At 58.0% G+C, this 22,466-nt stretch carries 22 protein-coding genes; 13 read left to right on the forward strand and 9 right to left on the reverse strand.

Going from position 1 to position 22,466, the window contains the following annotated elements:
• Window positions 1-33: 33 nt before the first annotated feature.
• Window positions 34-318, reverse strand: a complete 285-nt coding sequence (locus FHS21_RS24250) for a hypothetical protein (RefSeq protein ID WP_183664533.1) — start codon at window positions 316-318, stop codon at window positions 34-36.
• A 997-nt stretch (window positions 319-1,315) separates the two neighbouring features.
• Between FHS21_RS24250 and FHS21_RS24255 the strand changes: the two genes are divergently transcribed.
• The 7 genes from FHS21_RS24255 (at window position 1,316) to FHS21_RS24285 (ending at window position 7,759) form a co-directional block, all read left to right on the forward strand.
• A complete protein-coding gene (locus FHS21_RS24255) occupies window positions 1,316-1,504 on the forward strand; it encodes an NAD(P)H-dependent oxidoreductase (RefSeq protein WP_246411187.1) in 189 nt (62 codons plus the stop codon).
• 322 nt (window positions 1,505-1,826) lie between these two features.
• Window positions 1,827-3,047: an ABC transporter substrate-binding protein gene (locus FHS21_RS24260; protein ID WP_112529821.1), complete on the forward strand. Its 1,221-nt coding sequence runs from the start codon at window positions 1,827-1,829 to the stop codon at window positions 3,045-3,047.
• A 76-nt stretch (window positions 3,048-3,123) separates the two neighbouring features.
• Window positions 3,124-3,993: a branched-chain amino acid ABC transporter permease gene (locus FHS21_RS24265; protein WP_183664535.1), complete on the forward strand. Its 870-nt coding sequence runs from the start codon at window positions 3,124-3,126 to the stop codon at window positions 3,991-3,993.
• A 29-nt stretch (window positions 3,994-4,022) separates the two neighbouring features.
• On the forward strand, window positions 4,023-5,021 hold the full coding sequence (locus tag FHS21_RS24270) for a branched-chain amino acid ABC transporter permease (protein ID WP_112529825.1): 999 nt from the start codon (window positions 4,023-4,025) through the stop codon (window positions 5,019-5,021).
• Window positions 5,021-5,743 carry an ABC transporter ATP-binding protein gene (locus FHS21_RS24275; RefSeq protein WP_112529827.1) on the forward strand — a complete coding sequence of 241 codons (723 nt, stop codon included), beginning with the start codon at window positions 5,021-5,023 and terminating at the stop codon, window positions 5,741-5,743. The genes FHS21_RS24270 and FHS21_RS24275 overlap by 1 nt, the downstream gene beginning before the upstream one ends.
• Window positions 5,743-6,462: an ABC transporter ATP-binding protein gene (locus FHS21_RS24280; RefSeq protein WP_112529829.1), complete on the forward strand. Its 720-nt coding sequence runs from the start codon at window positions 5,743-5,745 to the stop codon at window positions 6,460-6,462. Before FHS21_RS24275 ends, FHS21_RS24280 begins: the two co-directional genes overlap by 1 nt.
• A 4-nt stretch (window positions 6,463-6,466) precedes the next feature.
• The gene (locus FHS21_RS24285) at window positions 6,467-7,759 is read left to right on the forward strand and encodes a nickel-dependent lactate racemase family protein (protein WP_112529831.1); all 1,293 of its coding nucleotides are present in this window, start codon (window positions 6,467-6,469) and stop codon (window positions 7,757-7,759) included.
• Window positions 7,760-7,763: 4 nt separating this feature from the next.
• On the opposite strand, the gene FHS21_RS24290 is transcribed toward FHS21_RS24285, so the two are convergent.
• On the reverse strand, window positions 7,764-8,516 hold the full coding sequence (locus tag FHS21_RS24290; protein WP_183664537.1) for a FadR/GntR family transcriptional regulator: 753 nt from the start codon (window positions 8,514-8,516) through the stop codon (window positions 7,764-7,766).
• 122 nt (window positions 8,517-8,638) lie between these two features.
• On the opposite strand from FHS21_RS24290, the gene FHS21_RS24295 reads away from it, so the two are divergent.
• From FHS21_RS24295 to larB, 4 genes are read left to right on the forward strand one after another with little or no spacing between them, the layout of a single operon-like run.
• Complete coding sequence (locus FHS21_RS24295) at window positions 8,639-9,550, forward strand: NAD(P)-dependent oxidoreductase (protein WP_183664539.1); 912 nt, start codon at window positions 8,639-8,641, stop codon at window positions 9,548-9,550.
• A 17-nt stretch (window positions 9,551-9,567) separates the two neighbouring features.
• On the forward strand, window positions 9,568-10,767 hold the full coding sequence (larC, locus tag FHS21_RS24300; RefSeq protein ID WP_183664541.1) for a nickel pincer cofactor biosynthesis protein LarC: 1,200 nt from the start codon (window positions 9,568-9,570) through the stop codon (window positions 10,765-10,767).
• Complete coding sequence (larE, locus tag FHS21_RS24305) at window positions 10,764-11,564, forward strand: ATP-dependent sacrificial sulfur transferase LarE (protein ID WP_312879926.1); 801 nt, start codon at window positions 10,764-10,766, stop codon at window positions 11,562-11,564. Before larC ends, larE begins: the two co-directional genes overlap by 4 nt.
• The gene (larB, locus tag FHS21_RS24310; RefSeq protein WP_183664543.1) at window positions 11,561-12,238 is read left to right on the forward strand and encodes a nickel pincer cofactor biosynthesis protein LarB; all 678 of its coding nucleotides are present in this window, start codon (window positions 11,561-11,563) and stop codon (window positions 12,236-12,238) included. The genes larE and larB overlap by 4 nt, the downstream gene beginning before the upstream one ends.
• Here larB and FHS21_RS24315 read toward each other — a convergent pair.
• The 3 genes from FHS21_RS24315 to FHS21_RS24325 are packed head-to-tail and all read right to left on the reverse strand — an operon-like array spanning window position 12,227 to window position 15,194.
• The gene (locus FHS21_RS24315; RefSeq protein WP_112529843.1) at window positions 12,227-12,970 is read right to left on the reverse strand and encodes an SDR family oxidoreductase; all 744 of its coding nucleotides are present in this window, start codon (window positions 12,968-12,970) and stop codon (window positions 12,227-12,229) included. The genes larB and FHS21_RS24315 overlap by 12 nt on opposite strands.
• Window positions 12,971-13,026: 56 nt before the next feature.
• A complete protein-coding gene (locus tag FHS21_RS24320; RefSeq protein WP_183664545.1) occupies window positions 13,027-13,743 on the reverse strand; it encodes a FadR/GntR family transcriptional regulator in 717 nt (238 codons plus the stop codon).
• Window positions 13,740-15,194 (reverse strand): FAD-binding oxidoreductase, encoded by a 1,455-nt coding sequence (locus FHS21_RS24325; RefSeq protein ID WP_183664547.1) that lies wholly within the window; start codon window positions 15,192-15,194, stop codon window positions 13,740-13,742. Before FHS21_RS24325 ends, FHS21_RS24320 begins: the two co-directional genes overlap by 4 nt.
• Window positions 15,195-15,352: 158 nt before the next feature.
• On the opposite strand from FHS21_RS24325, the gene gloA reads away from it, so the two are divergent.
• Window positions 15,353-15,769, forward strand: coding sequence for a lactoylglutathione lyase (gene gloA, locus FHS21_RS24330; protein ID WP_183664549.1), 417 nt, complete (start codon window positions 15,353-15,355; stop codon window positions 15,767-15,769).
• A 74-nt stretch (window positions 15,770-15,843) separates the two neighbouring features.
• On the opposite strand, the gene FHS21_RS24335 is transcribed toward gloA, so the two are convergent.
• The 4 genes from FHS21_RS24335 to FHS21_RS24350 all read right to left on the reverse strand — a co-directional run bounded on the left by FHS21_RS24335 (window position 15,844) and on the right by FHS21_RS24350 (window position 20,542).
• Complete coding sequence (locus FHS21_RS24335; RefSeq protein WP_183664551.1) at window positions 15,844-16,812, reverse strand: ABC transporter permease; 969 nt, start codon at window positions 16,810-16,812, stop codon at window positions 15,844-15,846.
• Between the two features lie 9 nt (window positions 16,813-16,821).
• Complete coding sequence (locus FHS21_RS24340; RefSeq protein WP_112529851.1) at window positions 16,822-18,324, reverse strand: sugar ABC transporter ATP-binding protein; 1,503 nt, start codon at window positions 18,322-18,324, stop codon at window positions 16,822-16,824.
• 4 nt (window positions 18,325-18,328) lie between these two features.
• Window positions 18,329-19,360, reverse strand: a complete 1,032-nt coding sequence (locus tag FHS21_RS24345; protein ID WP_246411188.1) for an ABC transporter permease — start codon at window positions 19,358-19,360, stop codon at window positions 18,329-18,331.
• Between the two features lie 99 nt (window positions 19,361-19,459).
• Window positions 19,460-20,542: a sugar ABC transporter substrate-binding protein gene (locus FHS21_RS24350; protein ID WP_183664553.1), complete on the reverse strand. Its 1,083-nt coding sequence runs from the start codon at window positions 20,540-20,542 to the stop codon at window positions 19,460-19,462.
• 225 nt (window positions 20,543-20,767) lie between these two features.
• On the opposite strand from FHS21_RS24350, the gene FHS21_RS24355 reads away from it, so the two are divergent.
• The gene (locus tag FHS21_RS24355; RefSeq protein WP_112529855.1) at window positions 20,768-22,351 is read left to right on the forward strand and encodes a GMC family oxidoreductase; all 1,584 of its coding nucleotides are present in this window, start codon (window positions 20,768-20,770) and stop codon (window positions 22,349-22,351) included.
• Window positions 22,352-22,466: the final 115 nt, after the last annotated feature.

Genomic DNA, 22,466 nt, shown 5'->3' on the forward strand with positions numbered 1-22,466 from the left:
GGGCTTGAATATTCTTACATTGCTTCATAAATACTATGCTTCTTGCGAATCTCTAACCGTGAATTTGACGGTCCCATCAGATCCGGGTCCTACCAGGCTTATTTGGAGGACGTCACCATTTTCCAGCCTCAGCGAGATGCACGAAGCATTTTCAAACTTCAATAGTGTCTCCGGCGCAATATTTTCAATAGTGCCAATCGGGCTTCGCCGCTTGATGGCGTCACCCTGATCATCAAATGCATACGATACCAGCGTTTCGGTATCGTTATCAAACAGAGTACCTGTACCTGAAACTTTGCCCGTGGGATTCACAGCCATCCCTCCATTCTTGAGCTTTATTACACAACCAGATCGCAAACGATGTGTTCCATTCTGGGTGGGCAGCAAGGGCTCGAACCCATTTCAAAATCCTGAGAGAAAGTCGCCATGCCTTAATCGGGCAATCTGCCCCGCCAAGGTTAAGCCCCGGACACCTCGGGCTTGTTTCATGACAAATGATGAAAATTCAAAGACGCGTTCCGCGTTGATGTACGGGCCCACGCCAGCTTTTTTGGGAGATCCTGCCCACCATTAATATCAGGTGGGAGTCTAACGCCCTAACGTATATCCCGTGATGTAAGAACAGGCCGGTGCGATAGCATTGAGCGTATGGGCAAGTAGGCACCTGGGAATGTTATGTTTTGTCAAGGGGTGGGGTCTGACGGCGCGGTAACCAAAACGACACCGGACCCCGTGCGAAAGAGCGCCACACTCTCCAACAAAGTGAACCTTGCAGTTGAGATGTTTCAAAAAAGCTTGCCAAAATAATTCTTTACCGGAATGCGGATCCACTTGAGATGATTGTCACTGGCCGGGTGACACGCAGGCCTCGTGTCGGGGAACGTGGAACTGCGACCAAAACCAAACTTGCCAGGGGAATCGCACTGGACCTAAATTTTGGATCAGTGAGTCCGGGCTCGCGACGACGTCAATCTCTGTCGGCCGTGAATGTCCACTCAACCAATAGTGCATGACTTGCAAGGGAAGATAGGGTTTGTCGTTTGGCGCGAGGTAACCAGCATCAGCGCTCGCAGCAAGAGAGATTGCGTGCTCCAAAGTGGGAGAAATTGGGGGCCTCATTGCTCGTTTCTATCGACCTTGAAAACTCCGTAGGCAAAAGATGTCACATTGAGGCCACGTGGAACTTTTCCTAATGCGCAACAGTTCCTTGGGCAAACGTCAGACGAACCCTCAACGCTCATAGGAACGACATGCCCCTGAATGTTCTAGCGATAAATTGTACCCTGAAGGCCAGCGGCGAATCTTCCACCAACGGATGCTTGATCTGGTCATTGAAGCTTTCAAAGGATTGGATATCACCACGTCGAGCGTCCGGTTGGCTCAACTGAACATCAAGCCTGGCGTGACATCTGATGAGGGCGACGGCGATGATTGGCCCGCCTTAAGAAAACAGATCATGGATGCGGATATTTTGATCCTTGGCACACCCGGTGATCTGATCTGATTTTGCCTAACAAGGCGTTGGTTGCCGGGCTGATTATCATCGGCTCGAGCTGCTATAAGGAGTATCTTGGTCAAGTACTTCGGCTTTTACGTTAACCTGGAACCTGACATCCCCATCTGGAGGTCCATTCGTTCCACCTAGCCCCCATCTTCTTCGGCCAGAACCATATCCTCTGAGGATTTGGTCAGTTGACCTTTGGCGCGCTTTTTCAGGTCGTTCGCTCCGCTACGACTTGACAATTCGCGATTGCAAGATTAACAGAGAACATGGTTGTACGACAACCCGGTAAGAATGCAATGCATGGATCGGGAGGATCTGTATCATGAAATCGGTTCTATTGAGGGGTGCTGTTGTGGCGCTGTTCCTCGGCGCTGTGGCATACCCGGCGCTGGCCCAGGATGCGGCAGATACAATCAAGATCGGCGTGGTCGCCGCAGAGTCGGGAGCATTCGTTTCCGCCGGTCACACGCTGCCTGCGGGCGTCGGTCTTGCGGTAAAGGAAATCAATGACGAGGGCGGTATCAAGGTCGGCGACAAGACCTACAAACTCGAACTGCTGAAGCGCGATGACCGCACTGATATCTCGACGGCAATCGCGGCAACGCAAGAACTCGTGCGTGACGAGAAAGTCGCAGCCATCTTCGGATCGGAAACGCACGACTTCACCCTGGCCATGGCCAAGATCACGCAACCGGCCAAGGTCCTGCATTTCGCCGGCAACAGTACGCTTGCCAAAGTGCTGACAGATAGTTCTGTCGCCAGCGGCGGGGAAGATCACTATCTCTTCCAGACCGAGCCTCAGGAGTTTCAGCGCAGCGGATCGACCGCGCGTGGTGTGCTCAAGCTGCTGGAGCCGCTTGTCGGTCACCCGCTCAAAAAATCAGTGCTGATTGTCGGCAACGATGCGACCGGGCAATTCCTGTCGTCCTATTATCTCGCCGCATTGAAATCCGAAGGCCAGGAAGTTCCGGACATCATATTCTATCCTCCGGACACGACGGATTTTTCGCCCTTTCTTACGCGCGCCAAGAGCCTGAAGCCCGACGTCGTCCATTTCTGGTACAATGGCGACTCGACGCTGACTGCACTTCCACAGGCGCTGGAACTCGGTGTTGCACCGAGCTATTTTCTCTTCGGTGTCGACCCCGGCATCTGGAAGGAGCAGGGGTTGTCGGCCGATGTTCCCGTAGCGATGAGCTGCGTGCCAGTCTGCTGGGGCGAGTCATCCAACCCGAAGGCCAAGGCATACTTTGACGCGTATTTTGCGGCCGGTGCACCGAAGGGTGTGACGTCGTCCGTGTCGCTGCTCTATTACGATTATGTGCATTTCCTTGCCGAAGCATGGGAAAAGGCTGGTTCCCTCGATCCTGACAAGACGGTTGAGGCGCTGAAAACATTGCATCACAAGGGTGTGGTTTCCGACGACCTCGCCTTCAACGCGACGCATCAGGTAACCCACGCGACCGAAGTTTGCGCAGCAGCACCGGGTGGCGATATCACCTGCGCCATGCAGGAACCACCAGCTGACGCGCCAAAACAATAGTCCCCCCAAGGACCTCCGGTCGTCCTTCGGGGCGGCCGGAACGCTATCCGAATGATGGTCTGAACCGGAAGCCACTGTGGACATACTCCTGCAACAAATTCTCAACGGTCTCTCGATCGCCAGCGTAATTACGCTGATCGCCGTCGGTGTCACCCTGATCTTCGGCCTGACGGGCATCATCAATTTTGCCCATGGCGAATTCCTGATGGTCGGCAGCATCGTGACTTGGCTGGCGGTCGCCAACGGCATCAGCTTCTGGCTGGCAATCCTCCTTGCGATGATCGTGGTGGCAGTGATGGGCTTTGCTTTGGAGCGCGGTCTTTTCCGCTTTACGCTTGAGCGGCCGACAAATGGATTCATCGTTTCGCTCGGTCTGATTATTGTGTTGCAGCACATCGTCATCTTCTTCTGGAACGCCAATCAGAAAAGCATTCCGCGGCCTCTCAACACGATATGGGAAATGGGCGGCGTACGTATAGCGTCCGTGCGTGTCATGGTGATCTTCATAACCGCCGCAGTCGTCGCCATGACATTCGTTGCCGTAACCAGAAGCCGCTATGGCCGAGCCCTTCGGGCCAGCGTCGAAGACCGCGATACGGCTGCGTTGATGGGAATTCCGGTTCGCCGCTACATCACCGGTGTTTTCGTTCTCGGAAGTGCGCTTGCCGGTCTTGGCGGCGGTCTCCTCATTGCACTGTTTCCGATCACGCCCTTCACCGGCGGAACGATGGTGATGAAGGGGTTTGCCGTGGCTCTTATGGGCGGCCTCGGGAATCTCACGGGAGCGGTCGTCGCCGGTCTCATTCTTGGCATCGTCGAAGGTCTGAGCGCCGGTTACGGCTTCTCTGAGTGGACCGACGCGTATTCGTTTGGGCTGATGATTCTCGTCTTGCTCTTCCGCCCAAATGGTCTCTTTGGCGGGACCAGCGGCCCGAAGATGGCATGAACGCGATATATAGAAGAGTGTTACCCGTGATGCCCGCAAGCCATTCATTCCGCTCGCTTCTGCCAGTCCTCATTCTGCTGGTGCTGTTGGCACTGGTACCGCTTTTATCGCCGAGCAACCGCTTTGTCTCGTTGGCCATCTCCGCCGGCATCAATGTTATCGCGCTTTACGGTCTGTCTGTGCTCTTCGGCCAAACCGGTATACTCTCGATGGGCCATGCCGCATTGGTGGGAATTGGCGCCTATACGGCCGCAATTCTCGCACGCGATTTCAACATAGGGTTCTGGCTCTCCATCCCGCTGGCAGGGATCATGGCAGCCATCGTGGCGGCACTGATCGGCATCCCCTCGCTCCGCGTCAGCGGCCACCATTTCGTCATCATGACGTTTGCTTTCGGGCAGTTGCTGGCCATTATCCTGACCAATGGCGGCGACTATACCGGGGCAGCGTCCGGACTTGATGTGCAGCAGCCCGTCGCCTTGTTCGGTTTGTCGATCGACGTGCTAACGCATTACTATCTGACGGTGGTGTTTTTCGTGGCGTTGAGTGCCATTGCCAGCTGGGCCATCATCAACTCCCGCTACGGCCGGACCCTTCGTGCGATCCGCGAGAACGAAAAACTCGCAGCTTCACTTGGCATCAATGTCGGCCGCCACAAGATCGGAGCCTTCATTGTCAGCGGTGTATTTGCTGGCGTATCAGGTGTTCTTCTCGCCTATTTCCTGCGGCATATTTCTCCGAGCCAGTTCTCGTCTTTCCCAAGCATCTATCTCGCGCTGATGGTGATGATAGGCGGGGCGCGGCTTTTGCTCGGACCTCTCGCTGGCGGAATACTTGTCGCATTCCTGCCGGAACTGCTCAACCTTGATCCCGTACAGTCGCGCATTCTCTACGGTGTCTGCCTGATCGCGGTGATTCTGCTTCTTCCCAATGGTCTGATCGCCGGAATTATTGCTGGCTGGCACAAGATGTTCGACCGCCGTGCCGCTCAACCAAGCGAGCCTGCCGTCGAGCGGGAGGGCAAATAATGGCTGCGCTGCTCGATATCAAAGGTCTGCGCAAGCAGTTCGGCGGCGTTACGGCGCTCGCCGGCGTGGACCTGACCGTCAACGAGGGAGAGATCCTCGGTGTCGTGGGGCCGAATGGCTCGGGCAAGACGACGCTGTTCAACTCCGTGACAGGGGTACACAGGCCAACTGCCGGCACGGTTTCATGGCGTGGCCGGGACATCACCGGAATCCCCGCAAATGCCGTATCGCGCGCCGGCATCGCCTATACTTTTCAGCAAGCCATGGCGTTTCCGGGCTTGAGCGTTTTTGAAAACGTCCAGATCGCGACGGAGCATTGCAGCAATACGCTTACAAACCGTCCGTGGACGACGCCGGCAAGTCTTCTCGAATTCGTCGGCCTGTCAGGATTGTCCGGAGAAAAAGCCGGCATATTGCCGTTCGGACGCCTTCGTCTGCTGGGTCTGGCTTTGGCGCTGGCAACCCGGCCGTCGCTCATACTGCTGGACGAGCCGGCAGCGGGATTGAACGATCGCGAGACAACCACGCTGGTGCACCTGGTTGAACAGTTTCCGGAGCATGGCATAAGCGTTTGCGTCATCGATCACGACATGAAACTGATGCAGATGCTGTGCCGACGCCTCGCCGTATTGGACTTCGGTTCAAAGATTGCCGACGGGCCCACCGCGGATGTGCTGAACGATCCCAAAGTGCTTGAAGTCTATCTTGGAGGGGCGCTGTAATGCTGCTCACCATCTCCGACATAACCACAGGCTACGGCCCTACGATCGTCAATCGCGGCGTTTCGCTGACCCTGGCGACGCGGGAAATTGTTACGGTTCTCGGTCCGAATGGTGCGGGCAAGTCGACACTGTTGCGCACACTCGCCGGTCTGGTGAAACCCCGCAGTGGCTCGGTCATTTTCGACGGTGCTGATGTCACCGGACAGGCGCCCGATGTTATGGCAAAACGCGGCATGGTGCTCGTCCCCGAAGGCCGCCGCATCTTTACCGATATGACCGTCGAAGAAAATCTCCGGCTCGGAGCCTATACGCGCCGGGACGGGGACGCGATCGATGCGGATGTCAAAACCATGGAATCATTCTTTCCCATCCTCGCGGTCAAGCGCCGCGACAAGGGTGGGTCGCTCAGCGGTGGCCAGCAGCAGATGCTGGCAATCGCCCGTGGTCTTATGGCACGGCCGCGTATCCTGCTGCTCGACGAGCCATCGCTCGGTCTTTCACCGCTCCTGGTCAAGGAAATCCAGGGGATTATCCTCGATATAGGCGAACGCTTCGGCGCTTCGGTTTTGCTGGTTGAACAGAATGCGGGCCTTGCACTTTCGGTTGCAAGCCGCGGGTATCTGATGCAGAACGGACGTATCGCCACATCGGGTCCGATCGAGGAGCTCAGAGATATGTCACTGATGCGCGAACTTTATCTTGGCGGCGTCGCGGGGTAGGAAAATGACGGATGAGACAATCTCCATATCTTTCGGTCGGGGCCACCTGTCCCTAAGGCTGCCGGGGATCGCGAGACCGACGATCATCCGCAAACAAGCCTTGCCGAAGATTGCCGATCAGCCGGCCGCCATTACAGCGGCTCTGAACGAGCCGATCGGATCGCCACCGCTGGCCGAACTTGCACGCGGACGCAAAAGCGCATGCATTCTCATCTGTGATATCACCCGCCCCGTGCCAAATCGGCTGTTTCTGCGCCCGATGATCGAAACCATGGTCGAAGCGGGGATTCCCCGTGACAAGATTGTTGTTCTCATCGCAACCGGCTTGCACAGGCCCAATCTTGGCGATGAGCTTGCCGAACTTGTCGGTGATCCCTGGGTGCTCGAAAACGCACGGGTGGAAAATCACTATGCCCGCAACGAGGAAGATCATATCGACCTCGGGCCGACGGTGACGCGGGGAACTCCGGTCAAGCTGGACCGGCGCTTTGTGGAAGCTGACCTGCGCATTGCCACTGGACTGGTTGAGCCGCATTTCATGGCCGGCTGGTCTGGCGGACGAAAAGTGATTGCGCCGGGCGTTGCACATCATGAAACCATCCGCACGTTCCATTCGGCCCGGTTCATGGAAGATCCGCTCGCGGTCCAGTGTAATCTGATCGGCAATCCCCTGCACGAAGAGCAGCTGGAAATCGTCCGGATGCTCGGCGATGTCTATGGCCTCAACACAGTCCTTGATGAAGATCGCGATCTGGTGTGCGTCAGCTTTGGCGAGATCATAGCGAGCCACGCAGCGGCCGTGGCGTTTGTCAGTGAGGTTACGCAAATTGCGTCGCCGAGGAAATTCTCGACAATCGTCACGTCATCGGCCGGCTATCCGCTCGACAAGACCTATTACCAGACGATCAAGGGCATGGTGACACCGCTCGATATTCTTGAACCGGGCGGCACGCTGATCATCGCCTCGGCGTGTTCGGAAGGATTTGGCTCGGCCGAGTTTCGCCAAGCCCAGGCACGCCTTGTCGATCTTGGACCCGAGCGCTTTCTTGCGACGTTGACTGCGAAAAACCTTGCCGAAATCGACGAGTGGCAGACCGAGATGCAGTTGAAGCCGATGCGGCTCGGGCGTGTCGAACTCTATTCCACCGGATTGTCCGGTGATGACCGGACGCTGACAGGCGTTCACATGATTGACGATATCGGCAAGGCCATCGAAAGAAGCATCGCCCATAGCGGCGATACAGCGGTCGCGATCATCCCGGAGGGCCCCTATGTCGTTCCGCGTTTCGCCGCCTGACCGTTCAGCTTTTGCCTCTTCGGGCGCGGTCACGCAGTTCGACGAAGCGGGCGGAGCTTTTGGTCAGATGCGTTCGAACGGCTTTTTGAGCAGCGCGTTCATCCTGGTCGCGGATCGCCGACAGGATCGCGCGGTGTTCGCGCTGCATTCGGGCGACGTGTTTTTGCCGTTCCGCAGTGTCCATCGTGTCGAACCTGACCCATTGGCGCGGGACCATGGCACTGCCGAACGTGTCGAAAAGCCGGGCATAGTAAGAGTTCTGGGTTGCGACAAGGATAGCACGGTGGAAGGCGAAATCCTCTTCAGCGCCCGGACAACCGGCCTGGATGGATTTCTCAAGAGCATCAAGTCTCGACGCCATCCGCTCCACATCGTTTTGCGTGCGACGCCGCGCAGCAAGTCCCGCAGCCTCGACCTCGATACCCATGCGCAGTTCGAGGATGCGGAGCACATCGTCGATCGATTCAAGGTCCGTCGGTATGATGGAAAAGGATCTGGGGGTCGGATCGTCCGAAACAAACGCCCCAAGACCTTGCCTGGTGGTGATAAGGCCTTTGGCACGCAGCGAAGCCAGAGCCTCGCGCACAACTGTGCGGCTGACACCGGTCGCGGTCATGATCGCCTGTTCGGTCGGCAGACGCTGGCCAGGTGCAAGGTCGCCCGATTCAATCTGTGTGATCAGCGTATCCACCAACCCGCTGCGCAGATTGGGCGTTTGCTGGATCGTATTGAACAGCGTGGTTTCCTGCTCCTTCATCGTGTGAAACGACCTTCGTTGGGAATCGCATTGAAAGATCTCATCACAATGTTGCTATCGCAACGAACGGAAAAAAGCAAAACGGGCGTGGTCCACAGGATCACCGTCCCTGGGAGGACAGTATGAAAGACAGGATCGGTTTCATTGGGCTGGGTAACATGGGGTCGGGCATGGCCGCTAACCTGCTTGCGAAGGGCTGGCCGCTCACGGTTTTCGCGCATCGCAGCCGCGAGGCACTTGAGCGGCTGGTCAAGGGCGGGGCGACCGAGGCTGCGACGCCGAGGGACCTCGCGCTTGCATCGGATGTCGTCATTCTCTGCGTTACAGGTTCGCCCCAGGTCGAACAGGTTCTCAAGGGCGCGGACGGATTGCTCGCAGCAGCTAAAGCGCTGTTTATCATCGATTGCTCGACCTCCAATCCCGCTATAACCGCGCAACTGGCAACGGAACTGGCTGCTCAAGGCAGCATCCTCATCGATGCACCGCTGGCTCGCACGCCGAAAGAAGCAGCGGAAGGTGCGCTTGACGTGATGCTGGGCGGATCCGCAGAAACGGTGGCGCGGGCAAGGCCAATCCTCGAGGCATTCGCCGCGCGCATCATACACACGGGCCCGACGGGAAGCGGCCACACGATGAAGCTTCTCAACAACTTCCTTTCCATGGGCTATGCCACGATCTATTCGGAAGCGCTTGCGCTTGGCGCAAAAGCCGGGTTGACGCCTCAAGTTTTCGACAGCGTCATCCGCGGTTCGAGGATGGATTGCGGGTTCTATCAGGCCTTCTTTGAATTCGTCCTCAACCGCAATGAGAACGCGCAACGCTTTGCCATCGTCAATGCACTTAAGGACATGTCCTATCTCGCCTCCTTCGCGCAATCGGCTTCGATCGCCAATCCCATCGGCGCGGCTGTGCGCAATTGCTTCGCGACGGCTGTTGCAACCGGGCACGGCGAGGAATTCGTGCCCGCATTATCCGATGTGGTAGCAGGCCTCAATGGCGTATCGCTGACCGGCCCGGCACCATCTGCCGATTGACAGGAATTCAGAAGTTCATGGAACTGCATCTCGATCTTGTTGGCGGCATCGCAGGTGACATGTTCGTTGCTGCCATCCTTGATCTGCGACCTGATCTGGAGACGGGCCTGTTGAGTGCACTGTCATATGCCCCGATGCTGCAGGGTGTTTCGTGCAGGATCGTCAGCCATGACGATGGCATTTTGACGGGCCGCCGCTTCCTCGTCGAACGGTCAGATCCCGATACAACCCACGGACACCATCACCATACGGCATGGCGCGACATTCGGGCGGCGTTATCAGCTTCATCGCTTGACGCAGAAACCACCCGCCATGCCATCGGCGTATTCTCGCTATTGGCAGATGCCGAGGCGCGCGTGCACGGCACTGCCGCCGGAGCCGTGGAGTTTCACGAAGTCGGCGCATGGGATTCCATCGCCGATATCGTCGCCGCTGCCTATCTCATCGCCCGGTTGAAAGCGACCCGCTGGACGTCGAGCGCCGCTCCACTCGGTTCAGGCAGAGTGCGCACTGCACATGGCATCCTGCCGGTGCCGGCACCGGCAGCCGCTCTGCTGCTCGAGGGCCTGCCAACCATAGATGATGGAATCCCCGGCGAACGGGTAACACCCACCGGGGCGGCGATCCTGCGCTATCTTTGCAAGCAGGAGACGATATCGCCGCAACCACGGCGGCTTGTCGCATCGGGGTTTGGCTTTGGCACGCGCAAACTGCCGGGAATAAGCAATTGCGTGCGTGTGATTTGTTTCGAGTCCCTCGCAACGGATGTTGCCGGGAGCGATCGGGTCGCGGTTCTTCAGTTTGAAATCGATGACCAGACCGGCGAGGATCTCGCCCAGGGGATCGAAAACTTGCGAGCCCATAAGGATGTGCTCGATGTGGTCCAGACACCTGTCTTCGGCAAGAAGGGACGGATGATGACCGGCGTGCGCATTCTGGCAAGGCCCGAGGCGGTCGCGCAGGTCGCAGCTTTGGCCTTCGACGAAACCACGACAATCGGCATTCGTCACGCTATTGTCGACCGCGCGATCTTGCCGCGCAAAATCGTTGATACAAAGGTGGAGTTCGGTCCCATGCGTGTCAAGCTGGTGAAGCGGCCGAGCGGACAAACCGCGAAAGCGGAGGCCAGTGATGTTGGCGATACGGCCAATGCAGCGACGAGGCAAAGACGCAGACAAGCGGCGGAAGCGGCGGCAAAGACGGGAATGAAATCGTGAAGAAGACGCTTGAAGACATACTGGTCAGGTTAAGCCCGCTGACCGTCGCCGTCAGTGGCGGGGTCGATTCAATGACACTCGCAGCGGCCGCACATCGCCTGAGCGGACGTGACGGCGTGAATATGGTTCACGCTGCTTCGCCCGCGGTGCCACCCGAAGCCACGCAAAGGGTGCGGGATTGGGCAGTCAGGGAAAACTGGGACCTTCAGGTAGTGGATGCGGGCGAATTCGCCGACGCCAACTATCGCAGCAACCCGGTCAACCGCTGCTTTTTCTGCAAGGGCAATCTCTATGGCACGATCGCCCGATATTCGAGCCGGCAGATCGTGTCCGGCGCCAATGTCGATGATCTGGGCGAATATCGTCCCGGCCTTGATGCGGCGCGTGATCATGGAGTGCGACACCCTTATGTCGAAGCTGGAATGGACAAGGACGATGTCCGTCAACTCGCGCGCGGACTTGGACTTGGCGATGTCGCAGAGCTTGCCTCTTCGCCTTGTCTTTCCAGCCGTGTGGAAACTTCTATTCGGATCGAACCGGAAACACTGGGTTTTATCCATTCGGTGGAGACATTCCTCGCCGAGAAACTCCGGCCACGGACAGTGCGCTGCCGGGTTCGCAGCAGTGGGGTGGTCGTCGAACTTGACGCAGCAAGCTTGCAATCGCTGACGGTGGCTGACCGCACAGTGCTGGAGACGTCGATCATGTCGTTCTTGCCCCTCAATCTGGCCGGAAAATCTGTTGCCTTTGCGCCCTACCGGAACGGCAGCGCCTTCCTGCGGACCGGCACATCATGACAACGGAAACTGTTCTTGATTTCGACCGGACCAATCGCATCGGCCTCGATGAAGCGATCTTCTGCGCCGGGAAATCCGTGGAGCAGATTGGCGCCATCCTCGAATTGGCGAAAGCGCGCGGTGCCGGCTTGCTGCTGACGCGGCTGACGGTGGAAAAGCTGGAAGGTCTCTCCGCCGCGAACCGCGATGCAATTGACTACTGCGCGGTTTCACGCACCGGGTTTTTCGGACCGTTAAAACCAATCGAACAACGAGGGGGCATAGCAATCGTCGCCGCCGGCACCTCCGATGCCGGCGTCGCGCGGGAAGCAGAACGAACCCTCCGTCATGCTGGCGTCGGGGCGACGGTGATTACCGACGTCGGTGTCGCCGGTCTCTGGCGCCTCACCGAACGATTGGAAGAGATACGAACACATCCAATCGTCATTGCCGCCGCCGGAATGGATGCGGCCTTGGCCAGCGTACTTGGCGGACTGGTATCAAGTACCATTATCTGCGTTCCGACATCGGTCGGCTATGGCGCTGCCGAAGCAGGACGCACCGCGCTTAACGCCATGCTTGCCAGTTGCGCACCCGGCCTCGTGGTCTGCAACATCGACAATGGCTACGGCGCAGCCAGTGCCGCGCTGCGTATTCTTTCAAGCTATGAACGGTTGCGCCGTTCAGGCGTTTGACCAGCCACCATCGACCACAATGGCATTTCCGGTCATGAAGGCCGAGTCTGCACTAGCGAGGAAAACCACAAGCTCGGCGACCTCTTCGGCGGTGCCCAGCCGGCCCATCGGCTGGCGCGCGATAAAAGCCGACCGCGCGGCTTCGTAGTCACCCAATGCCCGCATCCGATCATGCAATGAGGGGCTGTCGACCGTTCCAGGGCAGATCGCGTTGGCCCGGATACCTTTGCCGACATAGTCGAGAGCGACCGATTTCGTCAGGCCGATGACGGCAGCCTTGGTCGTGCCGTAGATGAAGCGGTTGGGCGCCGCGATGATCGTCGAAGCAACCGAGGCCATGTTGATGATGGAGCCGCCACCGCGGTCGATCATGCCGGGAAGGAAGGCCCGGATCATCCGGTACATGGCGCGGATATTCAGACTGACGGAAAAATCAAAGGCCTCCTCGTCGCAGTCGAGGATAGCGCCATGATGGACGAACCCGGCACAATTGAACAGAATGTCAGGTGCCACGGTTTCGGCGGCAAAGGCGGTGATGGCTGCGGGATCGAGCACGTCCAGTTTGCGGATGCTGACCCCGGTGAGGTCAGTGAACGTATCCAGTTTGGCCTGGTCAAGATCGGTGGCTGTTACCTTTGCACCTTCGCGTGAAAGTGCCAGGACAGCGGCACGCCCCATACCCTGTCCGGCAGCCGTTACGACTGCCGTCTTTCCCTCAAGCCTGCCTGTCATTTTAACCGTCCTTGGAATTGTTGTGTGTGAAGTAGTGCATCTGAAAGCTGATCGTCTCAGAGGTCATCGATATGAAGGCCCACACGCCGCGCTGCGCCATTAAGGTGCAGTTGCATGGCTTCCTGGGCAGCGTTGGCATCGCCGGCTGTAATCGCGTCGAGAATTCGTTTGTGTTCGCCAAGCGTCGTGCTTGCCATATCATCGGAGCCCTGCTGGTTGCCCGCCGCAAGAATACTCTCGCGCACCCGCTCGGACACGAAGATCAAAAACTGTTCCATGTAACCGTTGCGGGTTGCCGCGACGACAGCGCGATGAAATTCGAGATCAGCCTTCAACCAGGCGACACTGCCATAAGGCGCAGTGTTCATTGCCGTCAATGCGCTTTTCATGGCTTCAAGGTCAGCATCGGTCCGCCGTTCGGCAGCAAGGGCCGCAGCCTTTACCTCCAGTGCACCGCGCAGTTCGAACAGGCTCTTGAAGGCGTCCGCCTGTTGCAGGGCATCATGATCGATGGTCAGTACCGAAGAATTCGCGACATCTGCCACAAAGGCCCCGCGTCCTTGCTGGGACCATATTCGGCCCTCGGAACGCAACCGGGCAATAGCCTCACGCACCACGTTCCGGCTGACGCCGAAGGTGGTGGCAAGCGCCTGCTCGGTCGGCAATTGGTCGCCGGGGTTCAGCCGCCCGTGCGCGATTTCGCGGGAGATCGAACTGGCCACCAATGTCGAAAGATGCGGCCCGCGATTGACCTTGTCGAGCTTCAACGTCATCGATCAGCTATACCCCCAATACTTGAATGCGTCCCCAGAATCCGGCCATCGCTAAGAATGTGCTTTGGATCAAAGGCGTCCTTGAGTCGCCCGGCAATGTCGAGAGTAACCTTATCTGCCCGGTCGAGAAACGCCTTCTGTTTGACGCGGCCGATACCATGTTCGGCGCTGATCGATCCACTGTAACGGTCTACCACATCGAAGATAATCGTCTCTGTCTCGTGAAAGAGAGCTTCGATTGCATCGGGTGTGCTGTTGTGCGGGGGGACGATGTTTAGATGAACGTTCCCGTCGCCGACATGACCATAGGTCACGGCCAAGGCTTCGGGATGGTGCTTGGCCAGTTCGCCAAGCGTATCTGTGACGAAATCCGCAAGCTTCGAGATCGGCACTGAAACATCCGTCCTCAGATAGCGGCCGCCGCCGCCTTGCGTCTCGACCATCGTCTCCCGCAACAGCCATAGCCGCTCGGCTTGCGCTTTGCTGGACGCCACGACGCCATCCACGACGAGGTCCCCGGCATCGCCAAGAAAGTCTTCGAGGATCGCTTTCAGATTGACCCTGCCGCCGGCGGAAGCCTCGATCAGAACGTAGACAGGGTAGCGCGCGCTCAGGGGTTCCTTCAAGCCGGTACCGGCATTCAATGCAATGTCGATGCCGCCACGAAGGATCAGCTCGAAGGCCGTCAGCAAGTCGCTGCATTCACGCCGGGCACGGGCGTAGAGCGACATGGCATCTTCGACCGACCGCAGGCCCACCAGCGCGGTTTCGACCTGCGTTGGCCGCGGAAAAAGTTTGAACGCGGCAGCGGTAATGATGCCCAGCGTTCCTTCGCTGCCGATGAACAATTGTTTCAGGTCATAGCCGCGATTGTCCTTGCGCAGCACTTTCAGACCGTTCCACACCCGTCCATCGCCGAGAACGACCTCGAGGCCAAGTACAAGATCGCGCGTCATGCCATAGCGCAGGACGTTGAAACCGCCCGCATTGGTCGCGACATTGCCGCCGATCCGGCAGCTGCCCTGTGCGCCAAAGGTTATGGGCAGCACGCAATCATGCGCTTCGGCAAAGTTTTTGGCTTGCTCAAGGATGCAGCCTGCCTCGACCACCATGGCAAAATCGATGGCGCTGATGGAGCGCAATTTGTTCAGGCGTTCCAGCGAGATAACGACTTCACCGCCTTGAGGCGCCGCGACAGCAGCGCCCACGAGACCAGTCAGGCCACCCTGCGGCACGACCGGGATGCATTCCCTGAAGCAGATCGTCATAAGCGTCGAAACGTCTTCGACGGTGCGCGGACGCGCAACGGCCAATGGCCGACCAAAGTGGTCGCCCGACCAGTCACGGCTATAGGAACCCATGTCTGCCTCGGTGGTAAGTAAAATACCCTCTGGCAGCGCTGCGGTCAGCGCAGCGAGCGACTTTCGATCGGAGGGCGGCAACGCGTTCATTTCAGGTTCTCCGCGCGAGCAAAAACAACTGGACAACTATCCCTGTTGCCATGTTATCATACAACTATGGTTGGGAACTTCAAGCGGCGCAGCCTTGCCTTTTGCCAATTGTTGTTGAAAATCAAACCAAAGCGATCATCTACAGGAGGAAGAACACCATGAGCGATCTCAACACACGCTTTCGAATGATGCACACCATGATCCGGGTTTTCGACCTGGAGAAGTCGATCAAATTCTACACCGAGTTGCTTGGCATGAAATTGTTGCGTCGCGATGACTATCCCGACGGCAAGTTCACGCTGGCCTTTGTCGGCTATGGTCCGGAGGAGAACAACACCGTTGTGGAGCTTACCCATAACTGGGATCAGGCGGCTCCCTATGAGATCGGGAGCGGCTTCGGTCACCTGGCTCTTGGTGTCAAGGACATTTACGCGGTTTGCTCGGAGCTTGAACGAAACGGGGCCAGCATTCCCCGCAAGCCGGGGCCGATGAAGCATGGCACCACGCATATCGCCTTCATTGAAGATCCCGATGGCTACAAGATCGAATTGATTGGCCTTGATACGATGAAATAGCTTCTGCCTGAGGGGCCGCCTGCACGTCCCTGCGGCGCGGCTCCGGCAATTGAAGTGACTAATCCCGGTTCTTTTCATTTGATGATCGCGATCTTGCTGCGGTCGATGGTGATGGCCACGGCTGCGATCAGCACGGCGCCAAAAACAACATTTTCCGCGAAAATATTTACACCGACGAACGTCATGCCGATGCGAACGATCGAGATGATCAGTGCGCCGACGGCGGTGCGGCCAACGCCTCCGAGACCGCCTGTGATTGCCGTACCGCCGACGATAACCGCAGCAATTGCCGGAAGCAGAAGCTGGTTGGCAAGGCTCGGCGAGCCGCTTGAAAGGCGCGCCGCGAGGATGACGCCGGCGATAGCGGCGAGGGTGCCAGAAAGGGCGAATGCAACGATCTTGGTGCGATCCACATTGATACCTGCCGCATAGGCCGCCGGTTCGCCAGCACCCACAGCCAGGCTCTGCCGCCCGAAGCGGCTATAGCGCAAGCCGAGATAGCTCGCTAACCCGACGCCGATAGCGATCAGGACAACAACGGGTGTTCCGGCAATCGTCGCATTGATCCAGGAGGTGCTTGCCCGCCCGCCTTCCTCGATGGTGATCGCCCGGCCGTTTGCCAGCCACAACGCCATGCCCGCAACCACGCCGCCCGTTGCAAGTGTTGCCACAAAGGACGGCACGCGCAGCCAGACATGAACGACGCCGCTGAGAATGCCAAACACCAGACCCGCCGCAATGGCCACCGGAAAGGCGAGCAGCCCCATCGACGGCAGCAACTGGGCGAGGATGACACTGGCAAGCGACGCGACGGCCTGAATGGAAAGATCGATGCCGCCGATAAGAATGACGAAAGTTACGCCGGTCGCCAGAATGAACAGCACGGCGGTATTGGACAAGAGCAGCGCCAGGGTTTCACCGGTTAAAAAGCCGGGGGAACCTATTTCGACAATGATGACCAGCACGATGAGCAGCGCTGGAGGGATCGCACCCTGGACCCAGGCATTGGCGAGCATGGATTTGAAATCGAAAGAATTTTTCATAAAAGCGCCTCAAACCATCTCGCGCAACAGTTCGACCTGATCCGGCTTCTTGCCGCGACTGGCGTCGAACTCTGCGGTGACCTCACCGTCACGCATGACGAGTACCCTGTGTGAAAGACCGATCGTCTCGTCGAGCGTGTCGGAGATGAGCAGGATCGCGATGCCTTGGGCTGAAAGGTCCCTGACAAGGTCGTAGACCTCCTCCTTGGCGCCGACATCGAGACCGCGCGTCGGATGATCGAGTATCAATACCCGCGAACCAGCAGTCATCCAGCGCGCCAGAACCACCTTCTGCTGGTTGCCGCCGCTGAGCTTGCGGCAGGCGGCATCGGGTCCTGGCGTCTTGATGCGCAGCTTTTTGATCCAGTCGACGGCGAGCTTTCTCTCTTGCTTGTAGTTGATCGCTCCGCCGCGCATGACACAGGAGAGATCCGCAAGCGTAATATTCTCTGCAACCGAGAGAAACATCACCAGCCCCTCGACGCGCCGTTCGCGCGGAATATAGCCTATGCTCTTGCGCACGGCCTGTTCGGGCGAAGTGAAGCGGACAACTTCGCCCTTTATCTTGAGCGCCCCTTCGGTCTGGGGCAAAAAACCGCCGATCGTGCGCGTGATTTCCTCGCGTCCAGAACCGACGACGCCGGCGATACCGATGATCTCTCCGGCATGTATCTTGAAGCTGACATCATGAAAAGCACCGGCGACGCCGAGCTTGGATGCCTCAACGATGACTTCGCTGCGCGGGGCGTTCTGCTTGCCTTCCTTGTAGTATTCGGTCTGCAAGCCTCGGCCGACCATGATCTCGTGCAGGGCAGGGGCTGTCACGTCCTCAGAGCGATGCTCGGCCACGACGGCGCCGTCTTTCATCGTATAGACGCGGTCGGATATCCGCAGCACTTCCTCGAGACGATGTGAGACGAACACGAAACTTGCGCGGGATTTGAGCGACTTTACCCGTGCAAACAGCACGTCGATGTCGGAGGCGCTCAGGACGGAGGTGGGCTCATCCAGCAGGATGACCAGTGGCCGGTCGACGCTTTCCTCGAGAGTCAGGGCCTTGGCAAGTTCGACCATCTGGCGTGCCGCAAATGTAAGCTCAGAGGCGCGGGCAGTCACGTCGATATCGACGCCGATCTTTGCCAGCTGGCGGCGCGAGGCATCATTCATTGCCCGCCAGTTGACAATGCCAAAGCGTGTAAACTGGTGCTCCTGCCCCAGATAGATGTTCTCTGCGACGGTCATGTTCAGGAGCAGCGACTGCTCCTGGAATACCATGCCGATACCGTGGCCGGCGGCATCGCGCGCATTGCGCATGCGAAGTGGCTGGCCGTCGAGCGTAAGCGTGCCCGAATCCGGACGATGCGTGCCGGCAAGGATGCGCATCAGTGTTGATTTTCCAGCGCCGTTTTCGCCGATAAGCCCTACCACTTCATTGGGCCGGATTTCGATATCGACTTTCTTCAGTGCGTGTGTGCCGACAAAAGATTTGCTGATTCCGTTTGCTGCAAACATGGCGTCACTTCACGATCTTGAGGTTGAAGCGATCCAGCGACAGCGCAACGGCGGCGATAATCATCAGGCCTTGCACGGTCTGCTGAATGTAAGGAGAGATGCCAAGGAGGATCATGCCGTTGGCTAGCACCGTTACGATCAGAACGCCGACCAGCGTATTAAGAACGCCGCCTTCGCCTCCTGTCAGTGCGGTGCCGCCAACGACGACGGCTGTCACAGCTGCAAATAGCCGGCCATCGGCAATTACCGCATTGGACTGACCGAGCTGTGCAGCGGCGAGTACACCGGCCACACCGAAGAAGAAACCGGCGAGACCGAAAGCCATGATGCGCACGCGGCGCAGATTGATGCCGGAGAGTTCGGCGACGTCTTCACCGCCGCCGATCGCCATGATGTGACGGCCAATGCGTGTGTGATATTGGATGACGATTGCGACGGCAAATGCAGCAAGCGCGATCCAGACTGCCAGCGGAAATCCGAGGAAGCGTGACAACGCCAAAGCGCGGATGTTCTCGTCCATCAAGCGTACGGCCGAACCGCCAAGCATATAGACCGAAAAGCCGAGGCCAATGAACCATACACCGAGCGTCGTCATGAACGAGGGTATCCGCAGCGTGGTTTGCAGAAATCCACTCGCCAATCCCATCGCCGTGCTCGCCGCTATGGCTGCGATCACGGCAAACCAGCCGTAATGGTTGGTATTGCTGTCGTTTGTGGCGAGCAGAACCAGCACCATTGCCGCGACGGACATGGCCCCTTCAACGGAAAGGTCGATACTGCCAAGCAGGATGATGAAGGTCATACCCATGGCGAGCGTCAAGGGCACCGCAGCTGAATTTGCAACACGAATGAGATTGCGTGGTTCGATGAAATTCGGGTTGGCGATCGCAATCAGGATACAAAGGACGATCAGAACGGCCAATGGCGCGAAGGCACGCCAACGTCTCGCCTTGCCCGCACGGCTCCAGAACGATTGCATCGCCGTTTTCGGCTCCATATTCGACATGGACTTCATGGTTTCAGAATTGACTGTCAACAGACTACATCCCGCATGAAAGATGGGAAAGAACAGGCAGCGGAACCAGCGCGGCCGCTTGCAAGGACGCAGCCGGGCTGCGTCCCTCATTGCTGGTTTTCAGGCACGAATGGCGCCGGTCACCCGGCCCCAGAGGTCGTTCCAGTCCATGGTCGGCTTGGAGTCGATATTGTTCTTGTAGTATTCCTCGACATTGTCCTTCGTGATCGAAACCACCTTGCCGTAGAACTCGCGGTGCTCCGGCGGCTGGGTCGCGGGATCGAATTTCTTCATGTGGGCATTGTAGCCGATGGATAGCCCCATGCCGCCCTGCCAGAAGGGATCAGACGTGATCGTGCAGGCAAATTCTCCCGTACGCACGGCGTCGACGGCGGTTTTGATGCCATCGATACCGACGATTGGAACCTTGCCGGCAAGACCTTCGGCGCGCAGCGCCTCGAGAGCGCCCGTGCCCATGTCGTCATTGGCCGCCCATACGCCCTTGATATCATCACCAAACCGCGTGAGCAGATTGCTGGTCAGATCGAACGCTTCGGTGGACTTCCAGTTTGCAACCTGGAAATCCAGAAGCTTGATGTTCGGGTTCGCGGCAAGAGCCTCGTCGAGACCCTTTTTGCGTTCGATGGCCGCTGTCGTCGAAATCAGGCCGCCAAGCGCAATGATGCCGCCCGAACCGCCGATGGTCTTGAAGAGGATTTCGGCAATCTGCTTGCCGCTGGCGATACCATCGAACTCGATGTGCGATACGTAATTCGGATTGAAGTCGCGCGGATGCAGATCGGCGGGCTTGTTCCATTGGGTCACCACCGAGGCGCCGGCACTCTTGCAGGCTTCAACGATGGGGCGGGCATCCGGCGTATCGTTCGGATCGGAATTGAGCACCATATTACCGCCGGTCTTGGCAAGCATGGCCTTGATGTCGGCAATCCCTTTTTCGCTGTTGCCCTCGGACACAAGCGTAACGTGCTCCAGACCGACCGACGCGGCATAGGCCTCTGCGCCGGTCTTCCACACAGCGTGGTAAGGGTTCGAAAGCGAGCGTATCGACGTTACCAGCGTTGGCGCTCCCTGCGCCCACAGCCGTTTCGGCATGGCCGCCACTGCCAGCCCGGCACCGGCGCCCATCATCAACGTCCGGCGATTTATCTGGCCGAAATGTGCAATACTAGCCCTGTCACTCATTCCTCTATCCTCCCGGTGGAACTCAGATGCTGTGAAAATGCCTCTCCTCGAAGCATGAAATACAAGTGAAGCTGATGCGACAACCTCCTAATTGTACGACAACCCTCCAACACGATAACCATACCCTTTCTCTTGACGCTTCACAAGAGACTTGAGATTGTTCGTTCCGAAAGGTGCCGGTGCTCTGCCAATTCCAAAGCTTACATCCGGCATGGGAGGATATGAATGTCTGACTATATCATCGTTGGCGGTGGCTCCGCTGGCTGCGTTCTGGCTGCGAGATTGTCGGAGGATCCGAGCGTATCCGTCACGCTGCTTGAGGCCGGTCCGCGCGATACGAATTTCTACATCCATCTGCCCGTCGGGTTTTTCAAGATGACCGCGGGGCCATTGATCTGGGGCTATGAAACGGCTGCAGGGAGCGAGATCGACGGCCGCACCATGGTCTATCCGCAAGCCCGGGTTCTGGGTGGCGGCAGTTCCATCAATGCCCAGGTATTTACGCGCGGATGCCCGGAAGATTATGACACCTGGGCTCTGGAAGAGGGATGTGCCGGCTGGTCATTCAAGGATCTGCTTCCCTACTTCAAGAAGTCTGAAGGCAATGACACCTTCGTCGGCGATTACCACGGCAATGAGGGGCCGCTCGGCGTCAGCTTTTGCAATCCACACCCGCTGACCCGAATATTTGTGCAGGCTGCACAACAGGCGGGGCTGCCCTTCACCGCGGATTTCAACGCCGCCCATCAGGAGGGGGCCGGGTTCTATCAAACCACGACAAAAGGGGGCAAACGCAGCAGTACGGCCGTGGGCTACCTCAAGCCGGTCCTCAGCCGCAAAAACCTTATCGTTCGAACAGGCATTCTCGTCAATCGTATTGTCATTGAGAATGGACGCACAACAGGCGTCGAAATCATCGAGAACGGCAATTTGTCAATTCTGCGTGCTGAACGGGAAGTGATTGTTGCGGCAGGCGCCATTGGCTCGCCAAAACTGCTGCTGCTTTCGGGAATTGGCGATGCCACGCATCTCAAAGCCAGCGGCGTCAAAGTCATTCATGATCTACCGGGCGTCGGGCAAAATCTTCAGGACCACATGGATGTCGATGTGCTGGCGGAACTCTCGGGTCCCTATGGCATTGACCGGTACAAGAAGCGCCGCTGGCAATTCATGGCCGGTCTCGAATACACGCTGTTCGGCAAAGGACCGATCGCATCCAACATCGTTGAAGGCGGCGCGTTCTGGTGGGGTGACAAAAGCGAGAAGACGCCGGATATCCAGTTCCATTTTCTCCCCGGGGCCGGTGTCGAGGAAGGCATCGGTTCGGTGCCTGGTGGTAATGGCTGTACGTTGAACTCCTATCACGTCCGGCCGCGTTCGCGTGGTTCGGTCACCTTGCGCTCCTCTGATCCGCTCGATGCGCCGATCATCGACCCGAACGCCTTTTCGGAGCCCTATGATCTGGAACGCGCCATCGATGGCATCATGCTGAGCCGCGAGATTCTTGCGCAGCCTGCGTTCCGGCCATTCATTCGCCGCGAGCATCTGCCCGGCGATGCAGTAACGTCGCGAGAAAGTGCAGCCCTCTTCGCCCGGCAATATGCGCGCTCCGCTTACCACCCTGTCGGTACATGCCGCATGGGCGCAGGGGACGCCGCTGTAGTCGATCCGCAGTTGAGGGTTCGCGGTATCGAGGGACTGCGTGTCTGCGACAGTTCGATCATGCCCCGGCTGATCTCCTCGAACACCAACGCCGCCACTGTCATGATAGGAGAAAAAGCAGCGGATTTAATCCGGGACGGCTTTTAAAAGCCGTTAGCGTCGTCTTACAGGGTTGTCGTACAACCAAATGTTCGATAAGGATTGGAAGACTGCGTTTTTTGATGCGCCGCAGGTTCTGGACAACCACGCGGCGCCGACAGGG

Origin of the sequence: Phyllobacterium trifolii, from assembly GCF_014192095.1 — a bacterium.
Classification (GTDB): domain Bacteria; phylum Pseudomonadota; class Alphaproteobacteria; order Rhizobiales; family Rhizobiaceae; genus Phyllobacterium; species Phyllobacterium trifolii.

Coding starts and splice junctions, on each gene's coding strand:
- FHS21_RS24250 (WP_183664533.1), bottom strand. CDS start 318: ATGGCTGTGAATCCCACGGGCAAAGTTTCAGGTACAGGTACTCTGTTT.
- FHS21_RS24255 (WP_246411187.1), top strand. CDS start 1,316: ATGCTTGATCTGGTCATTGAAGCTTTCAAAGGATTGGATATCACCACG.
- FHS21_RS24260 (WP_112529821.1), top strand. CDS start 1,827: ATGAAATCGGTTCTATTGAGGGGTGCTGTTGTGGCGCTGTTCCTCGGC.
- FHS21_RS24270 (WP_112529825.1), top strand. CDS start 4,023: ATGCCCGCAAGCCATTCATTCCGCTCGCTTCTGCCAGTCCTCATTCTG.
- FHS21_RS24275 (WP_112529827.1), top strand. CDS start 5,021: ATGGCTGCGCTGCTCGATATCAAAGGTCTGCGCAAGCAGTTCGGCGGC.
- FHS21_RS24280 (WP_112529829.1), top strand. CDS start 5,743: ATGCTGCTCACCATCTCCGACATAACCACAGGCTACGGCCCTACGATC.
- FHS21_RS24285 (WP_112529831.1), top strand. CDS start 6,467: ATGACGGATGAGACAATCTCCATATCTTTCGGTCGGGGCCACCTGTCC.
- FHS21_RS24290 (WP_183664537.1), bottom strand. CDS start 8,516: ATGAAGGAGCAGGAAACCACGCTGTTCAATACGATCCAGCAAACGCCC.
- FHS21_RS24295 (WP_183664539.1), top strand. CDS start 8,639: ATGAAAGACAGGATCGGTTTCATTGGGCTGGGTAACATGGGGTCGGGC.
- larC (WP_183664541.1), top strand. CDS start 9,568: ATGGAACTGCATCTCGATCTTGTTGGCGGCATCGCAGGTGACATGTTC.
- larB (WP_183664543.1), top strand. CDS start 11,561: ATGACAACGGAAACTGTTCTTGATTTCGACCGGACCAATCGCATCGGC.
- FHS21_RS24315 (WP_112529843.1), bottom strand. CDS start 12,970: ATGACAGGCAGGCTTGAGGGAAAGACGGCAGTCGTAACGGCTGCCGGA.
- FHS21_RS24320 (WP_183664545.1), bottom strand. CDS start 13,743: ATGACGTTGAAGCTCGACAAGGTCAATCGCGGGCCGCATCTTTCGACA.
- FHS21_RS24325 (WP_183664547.1), bottom strand. CDS start 15,194: ATGAACGCGTTGCCGCCCTCCGATCGAAAGTCGCTCGCTGCGCTGACC.
- gloA (WP_183664549.1), top strand. CDS start 15,353: ATGAGCGATCTCAACACACGCTTTCGAATGATGCACACCATGATCCGG.
- FHS21_RS24335 (WP_183664551.1), bottom strand. CDS start 16,812: ATGAAAAATTCTTTCGATTTCAAATCCATGCTCGCCAATGCCTGGGTC.
- FHS21_RS24340 (WP_112529851.1), bottom strand. CDS start 18,324: ATGTTTGCAGCAAACGGAATCAGCAAATCTTTTGTCGGCACACACGCA.
- FHS21_RS24350 (WP_183664553.1), bottom strand. CDS start 20,542: ATGAGTGACAGGGCTAGTATTGCACATTTCGGCCAGATAAATCGCCGG.
- FHS21_RS24355 (WP_112529855.1), top strand. CDS start 20,768: ATGTCTGACTATATCATCGTTGGCGGTGGCTCCGCTGGCTGCGTTCTG.